This window comes from Mucilaginibacter sp., assembly GCF_965277465.1.
In the GTDB taxonomy this organism is placed as follows: domain Bacteria; phylum Bacteroidota; class Bacteroidia; order Sphingobacteriales; family Sphingobacteriaceae; genus Mucilaginibacter.
On sequence record NZ_CBDICW010000001.1, the window covers coordinates 2,477,581 to 2,495,063 of the forward strand.

13 protein-coding genes are annotated in these 17,483 nt (G+C 42.0%); 7 read left to right on the top strand and 6 right to left on the bottom strand.

Annotated features, from left to right (window positions below; all coding sequences use genetic code 11):
* Positions 1-89: 89 nt before the first annotated feature.
* From ACQY4U_RS11100 to ACQY4U_RS11120, 5 genes are all read right to left on the bottom strand, one after another.
* Positions 90-2,900: a prolyl oligopeptidase family serine peptidase gene (locus tag ACQY4U_RS11100; RefSeq protein WP_428329476.1), complete on the bottom strand. Its 2,811-nt coding sequence runs from the start codon at positions 2,898-2,900 to the stop codon at positions 90-92.
* Positions 2,901-3,082: 182 nt separating this feature from the next.
* Positions 3,083-3,454: a glyoxalase gene (locus tag ACQY4U_RS11105; RefSeq protein ID WP_428329477.1), complete on the bottom strand. Its 372-nt coding sequence runs from the start codon at positions 3,452-3,454 to the stop codon at positions 3,083-3,085.
* A 70-nt stretch (positions 3,455-3,524) separates the two neighbouring features.
* Positions 3,525-4,244: a DUF4397 domain-containing protein gene (locus ACQY4U_RS11110; RefSeq protein ID WP_428329478.1), complete on the bottom strand. Its 720-nt coding sequence runs from the start codon at positions 4,242-4,244 to the stop codon at positions 3,525-3,527.
* Between the two features lie 122 nt (positions 4,245-4,366).
* Positions 4,367-6,142, bottom strand: coding sequence for an ABC transporter ATP-binding protein (locus ACQY4U_RS11115; protein WP_428329479.1), 1,776 nt, complete (start codon positions 6,140-6,142; stop codon positions 4,367-4,369).
* Between the two features lie 286 nt (positions 6,143-6,428).
* Entirely contained in the window at positions 6,429-7,592 is a 1,164-nt protein-coding gene (locus ACQY4U_RS11120; RefSeq protein ID WP_428329480.1) for an MFS transporter, read from the bottom strand.
* Between the two features lie 258 nt (positions 7,593-7,850).
* Here ACQY4U_RS11120 and ACQY4U_RS11125 point away from each other — a divergent pair, with 258 nt between their 5' ends.
* Positions 7,851-8,258 carry a Dabb family protein gene (locus ACQY4U_RS11125; RefSeq protein WP_428329481.1) on the top strand — a complete coding sequence of 136 codons (408 nt, stop codon included), beginning with the start codon at positions 7,851-7,853 and terminating at the stop codon, positions 8,256-8,258.
* 83 nt (positions 8,259-8,341) lie between these two features.
* On the opposite strand, the gene ACQY4U_RS11130 is transcribed toward ACQY4U_RS11125, so the two are convergent.
* Positions 8,342-10,126: a hypothetical protein gene (locus ACQY4U_RS11130; protein WP_428329482.1), complete on the bottom strand. Its 1,785-nt coding sequence runs from the start codon at positions 10,124-10,126 to the stop codon at positions 8,342-8,344.
* A gap of 132 nt (positions 10,127-10,258) precedes the next feature.
* On the opposite strand from ACQY4U_RS11130, the gene ACQY4U_RS11135 reads away from it, so the two are divergent.
* From ACQY4U_RS11135 to ccoG, 6 genes are all read left to right on the top strand, one after another.
* Entirely contained in the window at positions 10,259-12,649 is a 2,391-nt protein-coding gene (locus ACQY4U_RS11135) for a heavy metal translocating P-type ATPase (RefSeq protein ID WP_428329483.1), read from the top strand.
* Positions 12,646-12,810 (top strand): cbb3-type cytochrome oxidase assembly protein CcoS, encoded by a 165-nt coding sequence (gene ccoS, locus ACQY4U_RS11140; protein WP_428329484.1) that lies wholly within the window; start codon positions 12,646-12,648, stop codon positions 12,808-12,810. The genes ACQY4U_RS11135 and ccoS overlap by 4 nt, the downstream gene beginning before the upstream one ends.
* An 83-nt stretch (positions 12,811-12,893) precedes the next feature.
* Positions 12,894-15,017, top strand: a complete 2,124-nt coding sequence (gene ccoN / locus ACQY4U_RS11145) for a cytochrome-c oxidase, cbb3-type subunit I (RefSeq protein WP_428329485.1) — start codon at positions 12,894-12,896, stop codon at positions 15,015-15,017.
* Between the two features lie 8 nt (positions 15,018-15,025).
* On the top strand, positions 15,026-15,217 hold the full coding sequence (locus ACQY4U_RS11150; protein ID WP_428329486.1) for a hypothetical protein: 192 nt from the start codon (positions 15,026-15,028) through the stop codon (positions 15,215-15,217).
* The gene (locus ACQY4U_RS11155; protein ID WP_428329487.1) at positions 15,214-16,110 is read left to right on the top strand and encodes a cbb3-type cytochrome c oxidase N-terminal domain-containing protein; all 897 of its coding nucleotides are present in this window, start codon (positions 15,214-15,216) and stop codon (positions 16,108-16,110) included. The genes ACQY4U_RS11150 and ACQY4U_RS11155 overlap by 4 nt, the downstream gene beginning before the upstream one ends.
* A 5-nt stretch (positions 16,111-16,115) precedes the next feature.
* Entirely contained in the window at positions 16,116-17,483 is a 1,368-nt protein-coding gene (gene ccoG / locus ACQY4U_RS11160) for a cytochrome c oxidase accessory protein CcoG (protein ID WP_428329488.1), read from the top strand.

Genomic DNA, 17,483 nt, shown 5'->3' on the forward strand with positions numbered 1-17,483 from the left:
TAATCATGATAAGAGACACAAGGTATTGTGTCTCTACTAAACAAAAATCATGACATAATGATCAATGACGCTAATCGAAATCCCTACTGTCATTTTTCCATTTCAAAGCCCCAGTCTTTACCTTTATCAACTGCGGGTACGCCTTTGGCCAGCCAAACCGGCATTGGTGCACCTTTTAAAAAGTGATCAAAAAATTGCTGCTCGCGGATAGATATATCTTTTCGGTTTTGGCGCAGCACCAGGTTATGCGCTTCGCCGTTGTATTGCAGCAGCCAAACGGGTTTACCCAGCCTGCGCAGGGCGGTAAACATTTCAATGCCCTGGTACCATGGCACTGCCCCGTCAGCATCGTTACTCATAATCATTACCGGGGTATTTACTTTAGGTAGCTGGAACAAAGGCGAATTTTCAATATATAGCTCCGGTTTTTCCCAAAGGGTGGCGCCGATGCGGCTTTGTGTTTTTTCGTACTGAAACTGCCTGTTAACGCCTGTTTCCCAGCGGATACCACCATAAGCAGATGCCATGTTGGCAACCGGCGCACCTGCCCATGCAGCAGCGTACATATTAGTTTGGGTAATAAGATAAGCCACCTGGTAACCGCCCCAGCTTTGGCCTTGTATACCAATATGGGCAGCATCCACCCAGGCATTTTTCTTTAATGCTTCAACCCCCGAGTTTACAAACTCAACTGCCGATGCACCGGGATGGCCGGTTTCATAGCTGATATCGGGCGCAAAAACCAGGTAGCCATTGCTTACAAAAAACGAAATAGGCAGCCGTGATGGTGTAGGGGCAGGCTCTATATAATTGTATAAGCCTTCTGATAGCTTCTCGTAAAAGTAGGCTATCATCGGGTATTTTTTGTTTGGGTCAAAGTCTTCGGGTTTGTACAAAATGCCTTTTGCATGGTAGCCTTTGGGTGTGGTCCACTCAACCAGCCCGGCAGTGCCCCAGTTATACTGGCTTTGCTGTGGATTGATGGCGCTGAGCTTTGTTTCCTTTTTAAGATCAGCAGAAACATACAGATCGGGCGAATGCTCATAGCTGAATTTGGTGTAGATAAACAGATCAGCATTTTTTGCTTTTTGTAAGGTACTGTAGCCATTAGGCGCCATAACAACCTTTTCGGGAGCTGTGGGGCTGCCTAATTCTTTTTTATAATAACCCCATTGTTTGTTGCCTTCGTTTTGGGCAATAAGCCAGAGTATTTTTTTTGTGGCGATAAATTTCTCCTCCGGGTCGCGTATCTCATACCGGAAGATGATCTTGTTTTTGCGGCCTAAACCATTGGTAAGATTAACAGCATTCCCGGTGGCCGGATCAATGCTCCAAATGTCGTAACGGTCATAGATCAATATATTGCGGTCGTTTTGTTCCCAACTGCAAATACCATAGGGGTTAGGGTCATCGGGCACATCATTATCCTCGGCACCCATTTTAACACCTGTGGCAGCTGTTAGGTTAACCTTTTTGCCTGTGGCAACTGAGTAACTGTGCCAGTTTTGATCTTTATTATCAAACCAAACCACATACCTGCCATCGGCCGAGATACTGTAACGGGCCTTTAATCGGCTATTAATGCGTACCCGCCCACCTGTGCGGGTATTAATAAGATAAGCTTCCTGGTTACTGCCGCCCTCCCATTGGCTCTGCACGCGGGCCCCGGTATCGGTAAGGCCTAAAACAAACATGGCATCGGTATTATCAGCCACTGAAATGTCCCTCATATCTAAATCAGCTAATTGCACCAGCTTTTTATCGCCCATATGGGGGCGGATAATGGCCAGATAACTGCGTTTGAGCTCACGCTGCAGGTTTTTTAATTGCTGTGGCTGCAGGTAATCATCTTTATAGTTCCATATATCAAGTTTGGCAACTTCAAAATCAACAATGGTGGTATCGGCCGGTTTGGGTATAGGTGCCGTACCAAAATACAGGCTGCCACCGCTTTTACTGAAATACACCCTGCCATCGCCGCTAACCGCCCATTTATCAGGCATGCCTGCCGAGTTAGGCGCTGCAATAATATCAGCCGTATCTTTTGTGGTGTTGTAATAGTAAAGTTTAAATGGTTTAACCTGGGCTTTCTCCGGGTTTTTTTCGGCGGTAAAGGCTAATTGTTTGCCCATATCATCAAACACCAGGTTACGGTAATTGCCACGCCCGGTGCTGATCATTTTTAAGCTGTCGCTGTCTATATCATAAACATACAATCCTGATTTGGCAGATTTTGATTTTTTTGGTGCGGTAACGGCAAACGCTAAAAGCTTCCCGTTTTTGGTAAGCTGATACTCGGTTACATATTCAAAATGGTGGGTTTTACCGCTGTTTAGCTGTTGCAGGGTAAGTTCGGCACCATCGCGGGTTGGCGGGGCTATGGTGTTGGCAATTGCTTTTTTTGAGGTATCGGATGCAGCAGGTTTTTTTACCGTATCGGCAGGCGAAAGGTAAGCCACAACCGAAGCTTTGTCGGCAATTTTGAATGATCGTATGGCGGGTATTTTTTCAACCTTATCTTTTCCCAACTTCACAATGCCCAATGTATCTTTCGGAAATTCGGACGGTTTCTTTTTCTTGATCTTGGCCTGCCTTATATCTTTAAAAAAAGGTTTGATAAGCATCACGGCAAACCTGGAATCGGCTGTTATGCGGGCAGTGTCTGCCCTCGGGATATGGAACTTACTACTGTTTTTACTATCGGTTATTATTAGGTCGGCATCACCTTCCTGCGGTTTTACTACATACAGTATCCATTTACCGTCGTTACTGATATGCTGGTTCTCGACCGACTGCCAGCCGTCATAAACTGATTGATCAATCGGTTTTTTACTGATCTTTTGAGCCGATGCCCCGGCAATAATAAATAAGGAAAATAAAGCGGGTAAAATTTTCTTCATAGCTGCTGATTAAGCACCTACAATATGGTGAAATTTATTGCCCCAAATTAAATTGACACTGAAAAGTTACATGGCAGAGATGGCCTTAACAAAAAACACCCATCCGTTTTATGGCAATGGGTGTTAAATGGTTTCTTTAAAAATATATCAACCTATTACCTGGCACAAGGTAAGTTTTGAACTTATTTTGAATTAAAAAATTCGCCAAAGTGCCAAAGTATGCCGGATGGATCGTGCAAAAAACATTCTTTACCCCAATCCTCTACTTTAATTGGCGAAAGTTTTACGCCTGTATATTTACCCTGTAGATTTAAGGCTACCAATTCGTTCCAATAAAGGTCAACATCCTCAACTTCTAAAAATAGCATAGTGTTATCTACCCAATCCTTCACATAGCCATTTTGCAAATAAAACCCCAAATGCTGAATTTTAAATAGCGACATGTTAGGGGTCAAAACAATTTCCTCAAAACCTAAATCGCGATAAAAGCTTTTAGAAAGCTCAAAGTTTTGTGCCCCGATGAATGGCCTTATTGATACCGCCCTGTTTTCCATAAGTTGGTTGAATTGGTTTTTACTTTAATCAAAACAAAAATAGGAAATGGCTTCAGTTTAGCAAACAGGATTAATTTACATAATAGGCATTGGTTATTAAGCCAGCGGTTAGCTTATCTAAATCGTTGGTTGGCGTAGCTAAGCCACGCAGCCATACGGTATAAATAAAGCCTGCGCTAAGCGTTACATTATTAAGGGTTGCCAATACGGTGGTGGTACCAGCCTGCCTGATCTCGAACGAATAGGTTTGACCAGGAATAGGTGCAAATAACGAATATCCTTTAAATGCTTTATTTGGTACCACAACAGCGCCGCCTTTTATAGCCAGGTCAACCGCAGGTGCATCAGGGCTAACATTTACAAAACGGATGCTGGCATTACCCGAAGTTGGTTTGCTGATGGAATCATTAAGGAAAAGTATTTGCGGGCTGCTTACCTTATTAACCAGGAACAGGGAATAGGCGCCGTTCTGTTTAAGGGTAACCGTATCAGATGCAACCTTGGTTGATGTGCTGGCCTGGGTAAACAAACCTACTCTTGTGCCTACGTAAGCTTTAAAATAATCAATATCGTCAGCATAGTTGATTGAGCCTACATTAACCTTGCTGGTGTTTAAGTAAAAATCCAGTGGTACCTGGTCTGGTGAGGCCTGAATAACGGTCATTAACGCCGTTGGCGGATAATAATTGGTTTCCGAATTTTTGGCACACGATGATAACATTACGGATAGTAAGCCAACAGCACTTATCCCCACTAACAATCTTTTTGAAATGTTTTTAAAGTTTTTCATAAAATGAGTATTTGTATAACTAATAATTAACATTACGGACGCAGTACATCAAGTGCTACATCCGTAATGAAAAAAATTATACGGGAATTATTTAGTAGGGTGCTAAGCTCAGGGATTATAAATTATCCTTCAATGTAGGATTTAAGTTCTTCCTGTAACTGGCGTTCGCCAACCTGCTGGCGCCACATGGCGTAATACAGGCCACGTTGCTGCAAAAGCTCCTCATGATTACCGCTTTCAACTATATATCCGTTTTCGAGTACATAAATTCGGTTTGAATGCATTATGGTTGATAACCGGTGAGCAATGATCAGGGTAATGTGGTCCTTAAGGTCAGACAGGTTACGCACCGTTTTGGTGATCTCCTCCTCGGTAAGTGAATCAAGCGATGAGGTAGCCTCATCAAACAATAATATGTTTGGATGGCGCAATAGGGCACGGGCTATAGAAAGGCGTTGTTTTTCGCCACCCGATACCTTTACACCGCCCTCGCCAAGTAAGGTATCAAGCCCGTCTTCGGCTCTTGAAAGCAGCGACTGGCAGGCGGCTTTGTTAAGGGCTTCATAACATTCTTCGTCGGTAGCATTTGGTTTTACAAAGCGCAGGTTATCGCGGATATTCCCGGTAAACAGTTGTGTATCCTGCGTTACAAAGCCAATTTTTCGCCTTAACTCGTCGAGGTGAATATCCTTTGTTGATGTTTGATTATAGTAGATCTCACCCTCGCTCGGAACGTATAAGCCAACCAGCAATTTGATCATGGTGGTTTTGCCTGATCCTGAAGGGCCTACAAAGGCAACTGTTTCTCCTTTTTCGGCATGGAAGGATACGCCATTAAGCGCCTTCCTGTTACTCTGTTTATACTTAAAGTGAACATTATCAAACGCAATATGTACCACGCGGTTAAGCTCGGTTGGGTCATCAGGGATCACTTCAATAGGTGTTTCCATTATCCGTTTAAAGTTACCTAATGAGATCTGTGCTTCGCGCCAGGTTAGGGCCATGTGGCCAAACTCCTGTAAAGGCCCGAATAAAAAGTAGGAGTACAGCAAAAAGCTAAAATACTGACCGGCAGATATTTCTTTATCAAATATCAGCATCAGTAATACCACCACCATTACACTGCGTACAATGTTTACGGTACTGCCTTGTATAAAGCTTAAAAAGCGCAGGATGCGGGTCTTTACAATTTCGAGCCCTAAAATTTTATGGGTGGCTTTGTTAAGGCGCTCAATTTCCTGATCGCCGAGGCCATGACTTTTTACCAGTTCAATATTTCTTAATGATTCGGTGGTACGCCCGGCCAAAACAGAAGTTTTTAAAATAATGGCCCTGTGAATTACTTTGACTTTTTTTGATAATACCCAGCTCAGGTAAGTTATGATCGGTACCGAAAACACAAAAACGACAGTTACTTTATAGCTGATTAAGAAGGAATAGGCCGAAACAAAGATGATCCCGAAGAATGCCATAAAAGTAACATTGATGGATGCTTTTATAAAATTTTCAGAGTCGCTGCGTACACGTTGTAAAATACCAAGCTTTTCTCCGCTACGCTGATCCTGAAATTCGTAAAAGGGCATTGCCAGTGATCGTTTCATGCCATCGGCATACATTTCGGCCCCGGTTCGTTGGGCAACGGTTATAGTAAAGTAATCCTGAAAGTTGTTTGCTATACGCGATAAAAAGGCTGCGCCAACGGCTAAGGCTATTAAAGTGAATATACCTGTAAAGTATTCGTGCCGGGTAAACATATCCCGTTTAACAATATAGTTGTCAACAATTTTACCGGTAATTAAGGGGTCAACCAGCGAAAATGTTTGATTTATAGCAGTCATCAGCAAGGCGAGCAGCACAATCCATTTGTATTTTTTGAGATAACTCAATAATATTTTCATAAGCTTCAGCTTTGTTACATTGTAATAGTTTTAATGACCTAACCCCAAAAGTGTGATTTTGATTGAAGAAATTGCGTTTTTACCATTTTCGTAAAAAGCAAACCCAAAATGGTTTTATTGTTGAAATTTTGATAAAAGTGCCTTTTTTAAGGTTTTTAAGAAAGAATTCGTTAAATACTTCTTTATTATCAGTTAGTTAATAAAGTAAAAAAAAGCATTATTAAACAGAAAAGCTCGGCATTTAATAAACCGGGCTTATTATTGAACTTTTATTGAGATTATTTATTTAATAAGCCATCACGGCGACACTTTTTTGCTTTTTGATCAACAACCAGGCAAACAATGTTCCTGTTAATGCCATTACAGCACCCACCATTGATGGCGAATTATAACCTAAGCCCGCAGCAATAGGTAAACCGCCAAAAAATGCACCTAATGCATTGCCGACGTTAAAGGCTGCTTGTGTAGCAGCTGCACCTAACATTTCGGCCTCGCGGGCCGTGCGGATCATTAATATCTGGATAGGGGTGGCCAATGCAATGCTTAAGGCTCCCGCTATAAACGTTAAGGTAAGCGATACCACCTGGATCCCCGAAAAGCTGTAGATAAGCACCAGTGTTGCGGCCATAGCAAAAAGCAGGATGATACAAGCTTTTGCAGGTTCCATTTTATCGGCTAACTTACCGCCAATAACATTGCCTACCACCATCCCCAAGCCTGCTAATATCATAATATACGATACCATATTGGCCGAAAAATGCGAAACATCTGTCATTAAAGGCGCTATATAGCTGATCCATGCAAATAAACCGCCAGTGCCAATGGCCGTAATAAGGATGATGAGCCAGGCTTCGGTACGTTTAAATAAGGCAAGTTCTGATTTGATATTACCTGCCCGGCTGATGGGTAGTTTAGGCAGCCATAACTGCAGACAAATAACCGTAATGATACCAATAAGGGTAACAATACCAAAAGTATACCGCCACGAGTAATGATGACCAACAAACGTACCTATGGGCACCACTAATAAGTTGGCAATGGTGAGCCCGGCAAACATTAAAGAAATAGCCTGTGCCTGCTTACCTTTTTCGGCAAGCCGGCTTGCAACAACAGATCCTACTCCAAAAAAGGCGCCATGTGGCAAGCCTGAGAGTAAACGGGCAATTAATAAAGCCGTATTGGTAGGCGCAAAAGCCGAAAAGCCATTAAAAATAGTAAACATGGCCATTAATGCGATCAGTACTTTTTTAGGCTCAAAATTACTACTGATAATTACCAATAGCGGTGCCCCAATTACCACACCTAAGGCATAAGATGAGATTAAATGCCCGGCTACCGGAATGCTGATATTAAAATCCTTAGCAATATCAGGCAAAAGGCCCATCATCACAAATTCAGTTGTGCCTATGCCAAGGCCGCCCAGGGCAAGTGGTATTAAATTTTTCTTCAAGCGTTGTTTTTGATGCAGAATTGTGTGCTGCTATTCACTGCAAAAATACAGCTTTAAGCCGGTAATCAGGTTGTATAAAACGTTGTTATTGCTAATGATTTGTCATTATAATTTAAATATTTATAACAAAATGGATAATTTGTTGATTGATTTTAATTAAAATAGCTTTTTATTTAATACGCCTATACTATTGGTAATGAGCTATTAGGTTGCAGGTAGTTAAATTATTTTATTAATTAACCCTTTATTTAACCTACCATGAAAACCTCAAACCGTAGAAAATTTATAGCAACCAGCGCCACATTAGCCGCGGGTGCAGCAGTATCAGCAAGCCCGTTTAAAAAAGTAGGTAACAAGTACCCGGTAGTACACCATGTGTTTTTCTGGCTCAAAAATCCGGCATCAATCCAAGATCGTGATCAATTGGTTGCAGGAGTAAAAACCTTATCAAAAATTGAAACCGTGCGTGAACTGCGTGTAGGTGTAGTTGCCGCAACCGAAAAGCGCGACGTGGTTGATAACAGTTGGGCCGTATCTGAATTGATGTTTTTTAGCGACCTGGCGGGGCAGGCCATTTACCAAACACACCCGGTACATTTGGAGTTTATAAAAAACTGCAGCCACCTTTGGGAAAAGGTTATTGTTTATGATGCTGTTGATGCTTAATTTTTTGGCTTGCCTTAATTAAATACTATACAAGCGGTTAATAGCCGCTTGTATAGTATTTAAGTTTATAGTTAAAAAAATTATTATTGAATGTTCATCCCCGCAAGCCTGATCTCGGAATTACCCAATTCTTCAAAAAACGATTTTAACATTTCAGAGGTTTGGCCCGGTAATTCATTAAATAGCTGTTTGTAGTAAGTGATACCTTCCTGCAGTTGAAATTTGAACTTATCCAGATGTTTTCTTTTTTTATCGTTCAAATTCTTCATGTTTTTTTCAAGGTCTGACTGTAAATAATCTATGTATAAGTTCAATTCCTTGATAAATAAGTTGGGCCGTTTAATGTTTTCCAGCAGGTTAAGCCTTCCGTAAATGTGACTAACCATTTCGTCTAACGAATATATCCTTGAAAAATAAGCCAGATTAGGGCCCGGGCAAATGGAAACTGCTGTGTTTTCTTTAGGCTTGCTGATATTATATTTTAGGTAAGTGGCAGTGCACAACCCTTCACAAAGGCAAATTTTATCCGTTACTAAATTAACCTGTTCCTGGTAATCTTCTTCGGGTAATGCCAGTGTTTTAAGCTGATTGATCTTTAAGTTCTGATACTCGCGCGAAGCCGTGCAAATCGGTTTTTCGGTAAACTCTGTATTGGTGCATAAGTACTTCTTAGTGCATGGACTGCCGGGCCGGCCCTTTTCCAAACGTTCAACCCTTAGTTTTTCCATACTGGCAGGTTTAAAGTTGTTGAACAGTATGCCAAGGGGAGAAGAATCGCTGATATAGAAATCAGCTTCGCCGGCACCTGATAATTGAGTAAGTGTATTATCATCAACATTAGTAACCTCGGGCACCAGTAAAAACGGGCTTCCCCAGCCGGTTGCATCAAGTTCATAATAGTTAAGTAAAAACTCGTTTTCCTCAGCAGTTCCAATCCCACCCTGTACGCTTAAACGCTGCAGTGGTATAGCATCGCACTCTATTTGTTTGTTGAGCAATGCGCTTAAATAAAGCGGATAGAGCTCATCAAGCATTTCCTGCCTTTTTTGTTTAAACTCCTCTAATATTGGCCCCAGCAAAAAACCATCTGTAGCAAAGGCATGGCCGCCACAGTTTAGTCCTGATTCAACCCTAAACTCAGATACCCAGATCCCTTTTTTTGCCAGGAATTTAGCTTGTATAAATGCCGACCTGAAATCGCTTACCTTTAAAATTACCTTTTTACGTAATTTGCCGTCATTATCCGGATAAAATTCAGAGAACGATTCCAGGTAACTATATAACCTGGGGTTCATCCCCGCAGATAATATAATCGATGATTCGAGGTTGCTCTCCACAAATCCACGTAAGGCAGCAAGTGCATCTGTATTTTCATTGCCTGTGTATTCACCGTCGGCACTAAAATTCATCTTATCTATTTTCGACATGATGTTAACATCAATTGTCCCCTTTGTCATGCGCTGGCGAAGGATGTTTTGAAAAATAGTTTTCCTTTCATTATCCGGGTATTCCATCATCAAATCATACCCTTGTCTTAGTAATGCCTTTTCGGGCAATAGTTCAAAGTAGCGGCACAGGTCGCTTCCTGCTTCAAAAATACCTGCTTTTAATTGTTCAAATTGCTCATTAACCATATCGCTTAACAGGTTAAGATAAGCGGTAACACGCCTGGCCCTGCTATCGGGAGCTGATTTGGCAATGGGTATATAGTCTTTATCGACCTCTTTTAAATGGTATTCCCGCATCCGCTCAATCAGTTCATCATCTACAATTGACAGAACAGAGGGGATACCATAACGTGCAACTTTTAGTGGGGTATCAATAGAATAACCCAATCCTAAAACGGGAATATGAAAGGTGTGGCTCATGGTTTTTAATTTATAGGTCAAAACTATTAACTGGATTGTGCTCAAAAACTGATGAACGTCACATATAAAATAGTTTGTGGTCATTTTTTTAGCGCAAGGATGTTGGCAGTTTTGGAATTTAAGATTTAGCAAATGACCCGGAGCAATATCCTTGAAAATACCACCTGCTACCATTGCGGAGATGATTGTAAAACAGAAGCCATTACTATTGATGAAAAACACTTTTGCTGCACTGGGTGTAAAAGCGTTTACCAGGTGCTGGCGCAAAACAAGCTCTGCAATTATTACAACTATAATGATCATCCGGGTACCACCCGCGATCATACTGACAAACGTTTTGCTTATTTGAGCCAACCCGCTATTATCAGCGAATTGATAGATTACACGGATCAGCAAAAAACCATCGTTACTTTTTATATCCCGCAGATCCATTGTAGCTCATGCCTTTGGCTGCTGGAGCAGCTTCATAAAATAAATCCGGCCGTTTACTATTGCAGGGTTGATTTTTTAAAAAAACAGCTGAACATTAAGTTTGATCATAACCAGATCAGCCTGCAGCAGTTAGTTGAATTATTGGATGATATTGGTTACGAACCATTGATTAGCCTGCAGGATATTATAAAAAAGCAAAACTCGGCTACTAAGGATAACCTGGTTACCAAAATTGCGGTTGCTGGTTTCTGTTTTGGCAACGTAATGCTGCTGAGTTTTCCTGAATACTTTGGGATGACTGTTGCCGAGCAATCATTTAAAAACTTTTTTGGCCTGCTCAACCTCCTGTTTATTTTACCGGTTGTGTTTTACAGCGGCAGCGGTTACTTTATTGCTGCCTGGCAAAACCTGCGCAATAAGGTTTTAAATATTGATTTTCCTTTGTCTTTAGGCATTGCGGTGTTGTTTATTCGTTCGGTTACCGAGATTGTAACCAGGAGCGGCGCCGGGTTTGCTGATACGCTATGCGGACTGGTATTTTTTTTATTGGTGGGCAAGTTTGTACAGAAAAAAACCTATCACCATATTTCATTTGAGCGGGATTACCGTTCATTTTTCCCTGTGGCGGTACAAGTTATTGTAGATAAGGAAGAAGTGCCTGTTTCGCTTGCCGACCTAACAACAGGGCACCGCATAGTGATCCGGAATAATGAGATCATTCCTGCTGATGCCATTTTACTAAAAGGAGAGGCATTGGTTGACTTTAGTTTTGTTACCGGCGAAGCCATCCCAATAAGTAAAACACTTGGAGAAATCATTTACGCAGGCGGCCGCCAAACCGGGCAGGCCATAGAGTTAGAAGTTATTAAACCTGTATCGCAAAGCTACCTCACCCAGCTATGGAACAATGAAGCTTTTACGCGCAAACAGGACAACCGGATGCAAACCTTTAATGAGCAGGTAAGCAAATATTTCACAGTCATTTTATTGATCATAGCGTTTGCTTCCTTTTTTTTCTGGCTACAAACAGATTTTAAACGTGGTTTAGCCGCTTTTACTGCGGTATTGATAGTAGCATGCCCTTGTGCATTGGCACTAAGTACACCGTTTACCATGTCGGCTGCTTTGGGCGTATTTGACCGTAATCGGTTTTATTTAAAAAACACAGCCGTTGTAGAGCAGCTTGCCGCTATTGATGCTATTGTATTGGATAAAACGGGCACAATCACTAATGGTAAAAGCAACCAAATAGAACTAAACGCCAGGCTTACAAAGGGGCAACGGCAAATGATCTATACCCTATGCATGAATTCGGGCCACCCTCTTAGCCGAATGATCTGTATTTATTTAGGCAATCAGCAGCGGCTAATGGTTAGTAACTATCAGGAGATAGCGGGCAAAGGTATTTCGGCAGAGATCAACGGTTTAAACATCAGGATAGGCGCTGAAGTATTTGTTAGAGGGATTGCATTGAACCCATTACCCTTAACACAGGTGCACCTGCTGATAGGTGGTCAATACCTTGGTTATTTTTCTTTTATGCAGCAGTATCGTAAAGGCTTAAGCAACATTGCTGATCTGCGGCGTAATTATCAGCTACATCTGCTTTCGGGCGATCAGGATCAGGAAACCGTGGCATTGCTTCCTTTTTTCGGTACTACGGCTAATATGCATTTTGATCACTCGCCGCAGCAAAAGCTTGATTTTATTAAAGCCCTGCAACAAAAAGGAAAACGCGTAATGATGATTGGCGATGGCCTGAATGATTCGGGCGCCCTTAAACAAAGCGACCTGGGGATTGCAGTAACTGATAATGTAAATAATTTTTCGCCGGGGAGCGATGCCATTCTTGATGGCACCTCATTTGATAAGCTTCCCGCCTTTTTCAGGTTTTCGAAAGATACGGTCAAGATCATTCATTTTTCCTTTTTTATATCGCTTACCTATAACCTGATTGGGCTCAGCTATGCTATAACGGGTAAATTATCGCCCCTTACAGCTGCCATTCTGATGCCCGTAAGCACGGTAACTATCATAGCATTTACCAGCCTTGCCACACACTTTGCTGCAAAACGGAGAAAGTTAATATGAACATTCTTTATTTCCTGATAGGCTGCAGCATGCTGCTGGCACTGGTTTTTTTAGGCGCTTTTTTCTGGGCGCAAAAAAGCGGGCAGAACGATGACCTGTACACGCCCGGCATGAGAATGCTGCTGGATGATGAGGATAAAGATGAGCTGTCCAAAAAATGACAAACATCATTTTTTAAGCTAACAGGCATCATTCCTCCAAAAAAACCGACGGACTAATTTTACAACCACAAACGAAACACTTTATGCAGCCCGAAAAATTTTACTATGATAACAAGATCGTCCGGAACTTTGGTATAGCAACCGTGATATGGGGCATTGCCGGTATGAGCATAGGCCTCCTTATTGCTATACAGCTTTACTATCCGGGTGCAAATATGCATAACCAATACACCACCTTTGGCCGGATAAGGCCATTACATACCAATGCTGTGATTTTTGCATTTGTGGGTAACGCCATTTTTATGGGGGTTTATTATTCACTGCAACGCCTGCTCAAGGCCAGAATGTTCAGCGATAAGCTAAGTGCTATCCATTTTTGGGGATGGCAGTTAATTATTGTAAGCGCCCTTATCACCTTGCCATTAGGTTTCACCACATCGCATGAATATGCCGAGCTTGAATGGCCCATTGATATTGCAATTACCATAATATGGGTGGTTTTTGGGTGGAACATGTTTGGTACCATATTTAAACGCCGCGAACGGCATTTGTATGTGGCTATCTGGTTTTACATAGCCACATTTGTAACCATAGCGGTGCTGCATATTGTTAACTCGGTTGAAATTCCGGTAACCTTTTGGAAAAGCTATATGGTTTATGCCGGAGTACAGGATGCTTTGGTTCAATGGTGGTACGGCCATAATGCGGTAGCGTTTTTCCTTACTACGCCTTATTTGGGTATGATGTATTATTTTCTGCCCAAAATGGCTAACCGGCCAATCTATTCTTATAAACTAAGTATCCTGCACTTCTGGGCGCTCATCTTCATTTATATTTGGGCAGGGCCACACCACTTGTTATATACTACTTTACCGGGTTGGGCGCAATCATTAGGCGTTGCCTTTTCAATTATGCTGATAGCACCAAGCTGGGGCGGCATGATCAACGGACTACTGACACTTCGCGGTGCCTGGGATAAGGTGCGTGATGATGTGGTATTGAAATTTATGGTGGTTGGCTTAACCGCTTACGGTATGGCTACTTTTGAGGGCCCCATGCTGGCGCTGAAACAGATCAACGCAATTGCACACTTTTCTGACTGGATCATAGCACACGTACACGTAGGCGCTTTAGGCTGGAACGGCTTTTTAACCTTTGCCATATTGTATTGGTTAATCCCGCGTATTTACAGAACTGAACTTTACTCAAAAAAACTGGCCTCGTTCCACTTTTGGATAGGCACCTTAGGCATCCTGTTTTATGTAATACCGCTTTACTGGGCCGGCTTTACACAAGGATTAATGCTAAAGGAGTTTACACCCGAAGGCATCCTTAAATACAATTTTTTAGAAACCGTATTGCGTATTGTACCTATGTGGGTTACCCGTTCATTAGGCGGGGGCATGTACCTTACCGGTGTAATTGTAATGGCTTACAATTTAACCCGTACCGCTTTACAGGGTAAGTTACTGGCCGATGAGCCTGCACAGGCTATGGCTCTTGAACCTTTAAACACAATGATAAGGGAAAAAACATGGCACCGCAGGTTAGAACGCAGGCCAATCCAATTTATGATTTTTGCGCTGGTAGTTATCCTGATAGGCTCATTTATTGAAATTATGCCTACGCTTACCATATCATCAAATATCCCGACCATAGCAAGTGTTAAACCTTATACGCCCTTGGAATTACAGGGACGTGATCTTTATATCCGCGAAGGTTGTTCTAACTGCCACTCCCAAACGGTAAGGCCGTTCAGGTCAGAAACTGAACGCTATGGTGAGTACAGCAAAGCCGGGGAATTTGTATACGATCACCCATTTTTATGGGGGTCGGAACGAAAAGGGCCTGACCTTGCAAGGATAGGTAGCAAGTACCCCAATGCATGGCACTATAATCACCTGATGGATCCGCGCTTAATGTCGCCGGGTAGTATAATGCCTGATTACGACTGGCTGATCTCGCAGGATCTTGATACAACTACAACCGTAGCCAAAATAAACGCCATGCGAAAAATAGGTGTGCCTTATCCTTTAGGTTATGAATTAAGAGCTAACAGCGATTTGGATAAACAGGCCAAAGGCATTGCCGCCAATCTGGCTACCGATCACATAAAGGTTTCGGACAGGAAAGAGATCATTGCCATTACTGCTTACCTGCAACGGTTAGGAATGGATATTAAAGCAAATAAAACAACCACCAAATAGTTATTACCATGTTTGATCAATTTGTAAAAGATGTTTCGGGGAAGGATATGTACCTGATCTTCTCACTATGGATATTCCTTGTATTTTTTGTTGTGGTCAGTATCCTGCTTTTTATCACCAAAAAACAGCATATAGATTACATGAGTGATCTTCCATTGGAAGACGGAACACCTAACTCCCCTCAATCTCTACCCTTATGAAATACTTTGATGCCATATTATTAACCGGCCTATGTATGGGTATACAACCTGCATTAGCACAGGACGATCATAGCCTGCTATCCGGTGATGTAGAAAACTATATTGGTTATGGCGCCATAATGGCTGTGCTGGTATTGTTTTTAATAGCAATGCTGGTATTGCTGCGCACCTTTAAGGTACTAACCCGTGTTATTTTAAAATCTGATGGGTATACCAGGGAGCAGATTGAAGCAGAAATGAATCCCGTGAAACTTAAAAAGGATAAGAGCGAAGTTTGGAATAAACTGCTTTCTTTAAGGCCATTATCCGAAGAAAAAGAGTTACTTATAGCCCACGATTATGATGGGATACAGGAGCTTGATAACCCCATACCCGCCTGGTTTATGTGGCTGTTTTACGGTACTATAATTTTTGCAGTGGGATACCTGCTTAATTATCATGTTTTTCATACCGGCCAGCTGCAGTACGACGAATATAAAACCGAGATGGCCCAGGCAGATATTGCTAAAAAAATATACTTAAGCAAGGCAGCCAACCAGGTTGATGAAAATACGGTGAAGTTAGTTCATGATCCGGCTGTTATAGCTGCCGGTCAGGCCATATTTAAGCAAAATTGTGTAGCCTGCCATGGCCCCAACGCCCAGGGGAATGTAGGCCCCAACCTAACTGATGATTATTGGCTGCACGGCGGCAAAATAAACGATTTGTTTAAAACGGTTAAGTATGGGGTTTTAACAAAAGGAATGCCTACCTGGGAAAAGGTATTATCGCCCAAACAGATCTCGGATGTGGTAAATTTTGTGAAATCGCTTAATGGATCTAATCCGCCAAATCCAAAGGCGCCGCAAGGTACAAAGGAATTGGAAACTGAATCTAAGCTTGCTTCAAATTAATAACAATGGACTCATTACTGGATGCGCGGGAGGATGGAGAGCGGAAATGGATGTATCCATTATTACGTAAAGGCAGGTATTACAAGTGGCGAAGCTGGTTAAGTTATGTTTACCTTATCCTATTTTTTACCGGGCCTTTTCTGCGCATTAACGGGCAGCCGTTTTTGATGCTCAATGTTATTGACAGGCAGTTTGTATTACTTGGTCAGGTTTTTTGGCCGCAGGATATTTTCCTGTTTATGCTGGCTTCGTTGGTATTTGTGGTTTGTGTGGTGCTGTTCACTATAGCTTTTGGCCGTATTTTTTGTGGCTGGATATGCCCGCAAACCATATTTATGGAGATGGTTTTCCGCAAAATAGAGATCTGGATTGAAGGGGATGCCGGTAAAAGAAAAAAATTGGATACAGCTCCCTGGACCAAGGATAAAATAGGAAAGAAAACATTGAAACACTTCCTGTTCCTGATCGTGTCCTTTTTAATTGCCAATACGTTTTTGGCCTATATTATTGGGAGCGAGGGCCTGATCAATATAATTACACAGCCTGTTAACCTGCATTGGGTGGGGTTTTTCAGTATATGGGTATTTACCATTGTTTTTTACCTGGTTTACAGCCAGGTGCGCGAATTGGTTTGTACGGTAATTTGTCCGTATGGCAGGTTGCAGGGTGTTTTAATGGATGAAAATACATTGGTGGTTGCTTATAACGAAGTTAGGGGAGAGCCCCGTGGCAAATTAGATAAAACCGCGGCCTCATTAAAAGGCGATTGTGTGGATTGTGGCTTGTGCGTAGCCGTTTGCCCAACCGGGATTGATATTCGTAATGGAACGCAGATGGAATGTATAAACTGCACCGCGTGTATTGATGTTTGCGATGAAGTGATGGATAAGATAAATAAGCCGCGCAACCTGGTTGGCTATTTCTCTGAAAGTATGATCCGCACGCAGCAAAAGCCAACCTTTAATGGCAGGATGAAAGGTTACAGCGTTGTTATAACTGCTTTAATGGTGGTATTGGGCTATTTTATTTTTAACCGTACTGATATGGATATAACGGTTATGCGGGGTGCGGGCATGCTTTACCAGGAACAGCCCGGTGGTTATATCAGCAATATTTATAATGCTGATATAACTAATAAATCCAACAATAGTCGGAACATTATTTTAAAGCCTGAAGACAAGTATGTAAAAATAAAATATATCCAGGCGCCGGGCATAGCCGGAAAGGGGAGCGAGGTAAAAACCGTGTTCTTTATACTTATCCCGGCGGCTAAAATAAACGCACTTAAAACAGATGTACGCTTACAGCTTATATCAGGCAATAAAATAATCCAAACCGTTACCACCACTTTTGTTGGTCCGTTAAATAATTAA